Raw genomic sequence first — 6,445 nt, forward strand, 5'->3', positions numbered from 1 at the left:
GGGCGCGCTCGCCAACACCCTCGACAAGGCGGCCGCCTCCTCGGCGACCGCGGCCAACGGCGGCCAGCCGCTGGAGGCCACGGTCAAGCCGGACCAGATCACGGCGCGGATCGACCAGATCCCGCCGGTGTCGGGCGAGGCGACGGTGACGGTCGACAACAACACCCACGTCACCGTCACGGTCGACGCCGAGTGGGTGAAGGCGACCGCCCGCGCCGAGGCTAAGCAGGTCGTCGCATCCATGCCGCTCGCCTCGTCCGGCGCCCGGCCGGGGGCGGCCACCATGCCGGGCGCGGCCGCGCCGCCCGGGAACCGCTAGCCCCTTAGGAGGCCACACCGATGCGCGACTGGCGCGTGCTCCGGCCCGCCTCGTTCCGGGGCGCGGCCTTCCGGGTCGATGAGGAGGCGATCCCGAAGACGGGCCGCCGGGTCGCCGTCCACCAGTACGTGAAGGCGGAACAGCACGGGACCGAGGACATGGGGCGCCTGCCCCGCGAGTTCCGGATCCGGGCCTACATCGCCGCCGACAACGCGGACGCGGCCTGTCAGGCGCTGCTCGCGGCCTGCGGCACGCCCGGGGCCGCCACCCTGGTCCTGCCGTTCTTCGGCGGGCATCAGGTGCGCTGCACCGGCTGCGGGCCCTCCTGGCAACGGGACAAGCTCGGCTACGTCGCGATCGACCTCGACTTCGTCGAGGCCGGCAGCGACGGGGCGAGCTTCCCGGCGCTGCCGATCGGCGACCGGATCGCGGCGGGCGTGCTCGACGCGCTGCCGGCCCTCGCGGCCGGCGCCCTGATGAACGTGGCGGCCGACCTCCTCGACGGGGTGGGCGGGGTCTCCGGCCTCGTGGCCGAGGCGCTCGATCTCCCGCTCGACCTCCCCCTCGACCTGCCGCTCTGACCCCTCCGAACCGCCGTGCGAGGTCCCATGGTGCCCCCTCCGAGCGGCGTGCTGGCGGGTGCGGCCGCTTCGGCCGCCGCGCTCGCCGACGTCGTGGCGGCCTTCGCGGCCGCGACCCCGCTGCCGGCCGCGACCGCGATCGCCACGGCGCGCGCCGCCCGCAACGTCGCCGACCTCTACGCCCCGCGGGTGCGCGGCGCCCGGGATGTGGCGGCGCTTGCCCACGCGCTCACCGCCGCGCTCCAGGCCGCCGCCCGCGCGGCCGAGCCGGCCGACGCCGCGCCCGCCCTCTACGCCGCGGCCGCGCGGGCCTCGGCCTGCATCCCCGCGACGCGCTCGCCCGCGCTCATCCGCCAGTACGGGCTCGCCGCCGCGCTCGCCACCGCGGTCGAGGTGGCGGCCCTCGGCGAGGCGTTCCTCGCCGAGGCCCGCACGGGGTTCTCCGACCAGCGCGGGGCGAGCGAGGCGCGGGGGCGCATCGACCAGGCCTACGAGGCCGCGGCCGAGCGGGTCGGCCAGCGCCTCGGGCAGGTGGTGCTCGGCGTGCTCTCGACGGTGGCGCGCGAATGCACCCGCCACCTCGTCGAGCAAGCCGTCACCCTGCAGCCGATCGTGCGGGTCGATCTCCAGCGCTCGGTGCCCTCGACCGCGCTGGCCTTCGCCCTCTACGGCGACCCGGCGCGCGCCCCCGAACTCGTGTCGCGCAACCGCTGCGGCACCCCCCTCTTCATGCCGACCACCCTGGAGGCGGTCGCACCGAAAGCCTGAGGTCCGCCATGCTCTTCGTCGAGGAGATCGTCACCCTCCTCGTCGATGGCTACGGCTTGCGCGGCTGGCAGGACGTCTCCGTCGATCGCTCGATGGAGTCGGCCGAGATCTCGTTCACGCTGGGCGCCTCGAACCCGAGCTGGTCGGCCGAGGCCAAGCGCCTGCGCCATGCCAAGGAGGTCGAGATCCGGACCGCCCCGAGGGCGGGCGGAGACGCGGCCCGCCCGGGCGGCGGGGATCTCCTCTGCGCGGGCTACACCGGCGGTTACGCGGCCGAGTACGACGGCAAGGGTGCCACGAAGAAGGTCACCATCGACGGCAAGTCCAAGGCGGCCGATGCGATCGACTGCCACCCGGTCAAGCACAAGACCGGGCGCTTCGAGAACAAGACCCTCCTGGAGGCGGCGCGCGAACTCGACGAGGTGCGCTGCGGCTTCAAGGCCGACATCACGCTCAAGAAGCTGCCCAAGATCCAGCGCCAGCCCGGCGACACGATCTTCCAGACGATCGAGCGCGAGGCCCGCCGCATCGGTGCGATGCTCGCCGGCCAGCCCGACGGCTCGATCAACATCACCCGGGCCGGCACCAAGCGGCACGCGGGCGCGCTGGTGCTGGGCGAAGCGCCCGTCGAGAACATGAGCGTCAAGCTCCGCACCGACCAGAAGTTCTCGCCCATCGTCGGCCGCGGCCAGCGCGCCACCGGCACGGGTAAGGACAACCTCCGGCAGGAGGAGCGGGAAACCGATAAGTCGGTGACCCGCAACCGGCCGCTCCTCGTGATCCCCGAGGGCGACTGGACGAAGAAGGAATTCAAGAAGCGCCTGCGCTGGGAACGGCTCAGGCGGGCGGCCTACGGCACCACGATCACGGTGCGGGTCTCGACCTGGCGGGATGCTGCCGGCCTCCTCTGGGAGCCCGGGCGCCTCATGGCGATCGTCAACGACCCCGAGGACATCGACGGCGACTACCTGCTCTCGACGGTCAACTTCCGCCAGGGGGACGACGGCGGGACGCAGGCCTTCCTCACCTTCGTCGATCCGAAGGCACAGGGCGGCAAGGCCGCGGCCGGCAAGAGCGACGGGGCCTTCGATCCCGGCGATGCGCTTGAGGAGCAGGGCGAGGAATGAGAACCAACCTCTTCCGGGCCGAGCTCACGGAGACCAACGACAGGGGCGAGCTACAGACCGGCAAGGGCTACGGCTTCGCCGGCGAGGAGCTCGACAAGGTCCACATCGTGCGCCAGCACGGGCTGGCCTCGCACGCGCCCAAGGGCTCGCACGGCATCGGCATCGCGGGGTCGGGCGAGCGCGCGCTGGTCGCTTTCCTGGGCCTCGAGCACCAGGACAAGCGCCCCCGCGACCTGAAGGAGGGTCAGACCGTCCTGTACGACGCCACGGGGAACGCGACCCGGATGCTCGGCGAGGACGGCGTCTGGCACGACGCCGGCAAGCGCCCGCAGAAGATGACGGGCAAGACCATCGAGATCACCGGCACGGACAAGGTGACGGTGAAGGTCGACGGCATGACGATCGTCGTCACGGCCGGCCGGATCGATCTCGGCGGCGAGGGCGGCTCCGCGGTGATGACGCAGGCCGGCCCCTCCTCGAAAGTCTTCGCCGTCACCTGAGCGCCCGCGCGGCGCTCGCACGCGCAGCGCGCCGGGACACCTATCCATGCAGATCACGCTCACGCCGCTCGCCGACGCGGGCGTCGAGGTGCTGCCGCCGGACATCGTCTGGACCGGCACCTCGGGCGACTTCGCGCTGGTGGCGGAGCCGGCCGACGGGCCCGCAGGCGGGCTCAAGGCCGCCAACCCGCTCGCTTCCGCGGTGGTGCTGCTCCTGTTCTCCGACGCCCGCGCCGAGCCCTACGAGCTGCGCGACGAGCACCGGGGCGACCGGCGCGGCTGGGTCGGCGACGGCTTCGACATCGACGCGGCCGCGGGCGAGGCCCCGCTCGGCTCCAAGCTCTGGCTCTACCGCCGCCACGAACTCACCGACCTCACCGCGCTCGAGGTCGCGGCCGAGGCCGAGCGCGCGCTCCAGCCCCTCCTCGGCCAGGGCGCCGTCGTCACCATCCGCACGGCCGCCACGGTCGACAAGGCCGCGGGCCGCCTCGGCCTCGCGGTCGGCCTCTACGGGCGCGACGGCCGCGAGGTCTACGCCCCCCGCTTCGACATCCTCTGGAGGCGCGCCGATGGCGGGCTATGAAATCCGCTCGCTCGCCACGCTCAGTGCCCAGGCGCGCGGCTTCTTCACCCAAGCCATCCCCGGCGCGATCGCCAGCGTCTGGGCCAACACCTTCACGGTGTTCGCCAAGGTTCTGGCGCTGCTCGGCTTCGAGCAGGAGCAGCGCCGGGCCTGGCTGTTCCGGCAGATGTTCGTCGCCACCGCCGAGCGCGCGTGGCTGATCCGGCACGGCTACGAGCTGGGGCTCGCGATCGACCCGGCCCGCGCGGCGCAAGGGGCGATCACCGTGCAGGCCCTGCCCTACACCGTGATCCCAGCGGGCCTCCAGTACGTGCGCGCCGACGGGGTGACCTACACCACCCTGATCGGGGCGACCGCCACCACGGCGAGCGTCAGCTTGGCCGTGCAGGCCGACACGGCCGGTGTCCGCGGCAACCTCGATGCGGGCGCCGCCCTCAGCCTCGTCGGCGATCCGCCGACCGGGATGGACGCGGAAGCCATCGTCGAGGCCGGCCTCGTCGATGGCGCCGACGAGGAGCCGCTGGAGGCCTTCCGCGCCCGGGTGCTCGCGCGCAAGCGCCGCCTCGCGCAGGGCGGCTCGGGCCCCGATTGGGAGACCTGGGCCCGCGAGGCGCTGGCGCAGATCGACCGGGTATGGGTCGACTCGTTCTCGAACGACGCCCGCTCGGTCTGGGTGTGCTTCACGGTCACGGATCAGGAAAACGGCATCCCGACAGCCGCGCAGGTCGCGCGGGTACAGGGCTACATCTCCGATCCCGTGCGCCGCCCGGTCACGGCCCGCGCCTACGCGGTGGCGCCGCTGCCGCTGCCGATCCCGGTCGAGATCCAGGGGCTCACCCCCGACACGCTCGATGTGCGCACCTCGGTCGAGGCCGAGGTCGCGGCGGCCTTCGCGGATCTCGCCGAGCCCGGCCGGCCCGACGGCTCGGGCGTGTTCTCCCGCTCCTGGCTCGACGAGGCGGTCTCCCGCGCCACCGGCGAGCGGCGCCACCGCATCACGGCCCCCCTCGACGACATCCCGATCGAGCCCGGCTTCCTGCCGGTCTCCGGCCCCGTCACCTACACCGATTGAGGATGCCCATGGCCGCCGACCCGATCGACCCGGAGGTCGTCAACACCGGCACCTACGACGACGACGGCACCGGCGACAACCTGCGCGGGGCCTTCGACAAGCTCAACCTCAACGGCCTCACGCTCGGGCGCCACGCCAACGACCGCGAGAACCCGCACGGGGTCACGGCGCACCAGGTCGGCGCCTACACGCAAGCCGAGGTCGATGGGCTGATCGCGAGCCTCGGCACGATCTCCGACCTCTTGGTGCTGCTCGGGCAGATCAACGCCATCGCGCAGGACGTGATCGCGTCGGCGAGCGCGGCGGACGCCGACGCGGCCGCGACCCAGCTTGATCGCCTCGCGACCGCCGCCGACCGGCTCGCGACGGCGGCCGATGTCACCGCGTCTGCGGACGCGCGCACCGCCGCAGAGACCGCGCGCGACCTCGCGCAGGGCTATCGCGACACGGCCGAGACCTACCGGGATCAGGCGCAGGCCGCGGCGGGCTCGGTCGATACCACGAGCTTCGCCAAGAAGGACGGCTCGACCCCCTTCACGGGCGTTCAGGCGTTCAATGCCGGCCTCACGCTTCCGGGGCTTGCCAGTGATCCGGCCTCGCCCGGGGAGGGGCAGGCCTGGGGGCGCGGCACGGCCGGGCTCTTTGCGTGGATCAACGGTGCGAAGCGTCGGCTGCTCGACGGCAGCCTCTTTGCCACCACGGCGCAGGCCCAGGCTGGCACGGCCACCGACGTCGTGATGAGCCCGGCGAGCACGAAGGAGACCGTCCTGGCCTTCGCCCCCACCGAGGGGCAAGCGACGGATCTGGCCTACTTCGGCGACGGCTCGGACGGCAACCTCGTCGCATCGTCCGGCACCACCACGCTCACGCGCGACACCTACTACAACAACGTCACGCTCTCGGGCTCGGCCGTCCTCGATACGGCCGGATACCGGCTGTTCGTGAAGGGCGTGCTCGACATCTCCGGCCTGACGTCGGGCTATATCGGGCGGGCCATTGCGACCGTGACCGGAAAAACGCCCGGTGCCGCGCTCGTCGCGGGCACGCTCGGCGGCGGAGTTGCGGGCGGTACTGGCGGCATCGGCGGAAATCCAGGCTCCCCGCAGCCGGGGACAACCGGGGCTTCCGCTACCGTTGCGGCTGGTGGTTTGAGCACCGGGATCAGCGGCGCCGGTGGCACAGGCTCTGGGGGGGGCGGAGCAGGGGGACGCTCTAGCACGACCCCCAGCATGCTTGCCCGCCTACGTCGAGCCGTCGTCGAGGCGGTTTCGGGTTCGTCGCTCATCCAGGGCGGCGGCGCCGGTGGTCCCGGTGGCTCAGGCGGCTACGGGGGCGTGGATGGCACGGTCCCGGGCGGTGATGGCGGCGCGGGTGGTGCGTCGGGCGGTGTCGTCTTCGTCTTCGCCCGTACCATCAACCGCAGCGCGTCCACGGTCGCGGGCGCGATCCGGGCACGCGGCGGCGACGCAGCCAACGGCCTAGTCCCTTCCAATCC

Annotated in this window: 7 protein-coding genes and 1 pseudogene; all 8 read left to right on the plus strand. The window is 73.1% G+C overall.

Annotated elements, in window-relative coordinates; genetic code table 11:
- Positions 1–319, plus strand: a 319-nt coding sequence (locus tag AX737_RS34460) for a hypothetical protein (protein ID WP_197430593.1), incomplete at its 5' end; no start/stop codon positions are given.
- Positions 320–339: 20 nt separating this feature from the next.
- Positions 340–900, plus strand: coding sequence for a DNA circularization N-terminal domain-containing protein (locus AX737_RS15185; protein ID WP_066922653.1), 561 nt, complete (start codon positions 340–342; stop codon positions 898–900).
- A 27-nt stretch (positions 901–927) separates the two neighbouring features.
- Positions 928–1,668 (plus strand): hypothetical protein, encoded by a 741-nt coding sequence (locus tag AX737_RS15190; RefSeq protein ID WP_066922655.1) that lies wholly within the window; start codon positions 928–930, stop codon positions 1,666–1,668.
- Between the two features lie 8 nt (positions 1,669–1,676).
- Positions 1,677–2,795, plus strand: coding sequence for a hypothetical protein (locus AX737_RS15195; protein WP_066922657.1), 1,119 nt, complete (start codon positions 1,677–1,679; stop codon positions 2,793–2,795).
- The gene (locus tag AX737_RS15200) at positions 2,792–3,295 is read left to right on the plus strand and encodes a phage baseplate assembly protein (protein WP_066922659.1); all 504 of its coding nucleotides are present in this window, start codon (positions 2,792–2,794) and stop codon (positions 3,293–3,295) included. Before AX737_RS15195 ends, AX737_RS15200 begins: the two co-directional genes overlap by 4 nt.
- A gap of 46 nt (positions 3,296–3,341) precedes the next feature.
- Positions 3,342–3,878: a phage GP46 family protein gene (locus AX737_RS15205; RefSeq protein WP_066922662.1), complete on the plus strand. Its 537-nt coding sequence runs from the start codon at positions 3,342–3,344 to the stop codon at positions 3,876–3,878.
- Positions 3,865–4,950 carry a baseplate J/gp47 family protein gene (locus AX737_RS15210; RefSeq protein ID WP_066922663.1) on the plus strand — a complete coding sequence of 362 codons (1,086 nt, stop codon included), beginning with the start codon at positions 3,865–3,867 and terminating at the stop codon, positions 4,948–4,950. The genes AX737_RS15205 and AX737_RS15210 overlap by 14 nt, the downstream gene beginning before the upstream one ends.
- 8 nt (positions 4,951–4,958) lie before the next feature.
- A pseudogene (locus tag AX737_RS15215) lies at positions 4,959–6,445 on the plus strand (hypothetical protein); the annotation flags it as partial.

The sequence above is a fragment of the Methylobacterium sp. CCH5-D2 genome (assembly GCF_001556475.1).
Lineage (GTDB): Bacteria > Pseudomonadota > Alphaproteobacteria > Rhizobiales > Beijerinckiaceae > Methylobacterium > Methylobacterium hispanicum.